Below are 515 nucleotides of genomic sequence, written 5' to 3' on the forward strand. Positions count from 1 at the left end.
GGACGGCGAAGGCTTTCGCTGTCTGGGCCGCCGGCGGGGATCGCGGGCGGCCGGTAGAGAAAACGCTCTGGCTAAGAGAACTTGGGCGAAGAGAAGAAGCTTGGGCTCTTTGCAAAAAGCCCGAGAAACACACCAAGGAGAAGAGTGATGTCACAATCGAAAAGCGGGGGGGCGGTCGGACCGTTCAACTCCGTCGCCGAGGCGGCGGGTTGCGTTCAGACGGTCGACTGGATGCTTCTTGTTTTGCTGTTTTTCGCCGTTTTGGGCGGCTATCACGTCCACTTCATGCTGACGGCGGGCGACTGGGACTTCTGGGTTGACTGGAAGGATCGTCGTATGTGGCCGACGGTCGTGCCGATTCTGGGCGTGACCTTCTGCGCGGCGTCGCAGGCGTTCTGGTGGGTGAACTTCAAGCTGCCGTTTGGCGCTGTGTTCGCGGCTCTTGGCCTTCTGATTGGCGAGTGGATCAACCGCTACGTCAACTTCTGGGGCTGGACCTATTTCCCGATCAGCCT

The 515-nt window shown here is 60.0% G+C and carries 1 protein-coding gene; it reads left to right on the forward strand.

Annotation, left to right across the window (positions count from 1 at the left end):
• Positions 1–147 precede the first annotated feature (147 nt).
• Positions 148–515, forward strand: a 368-nt coding sequence (locus V3H18_RS16605) for a methane monooxygenase/ammonia monooxygenase subunit A (RefSeq protein WP_332083189.1), incomplete at its 3' end; no start/stop codon positions are given.

Origin of the sequence: Methylocystis borbori, assembly GCF_036576025.1 — a bacterium.
Taxonomy (GTDB): domain Bacteria; phylum Pseudomonadota; class Alphaproteobacteria; order Rhizobiales; family Beijerinckiaceae; genus Methylocystis; species Methylocystis borbori.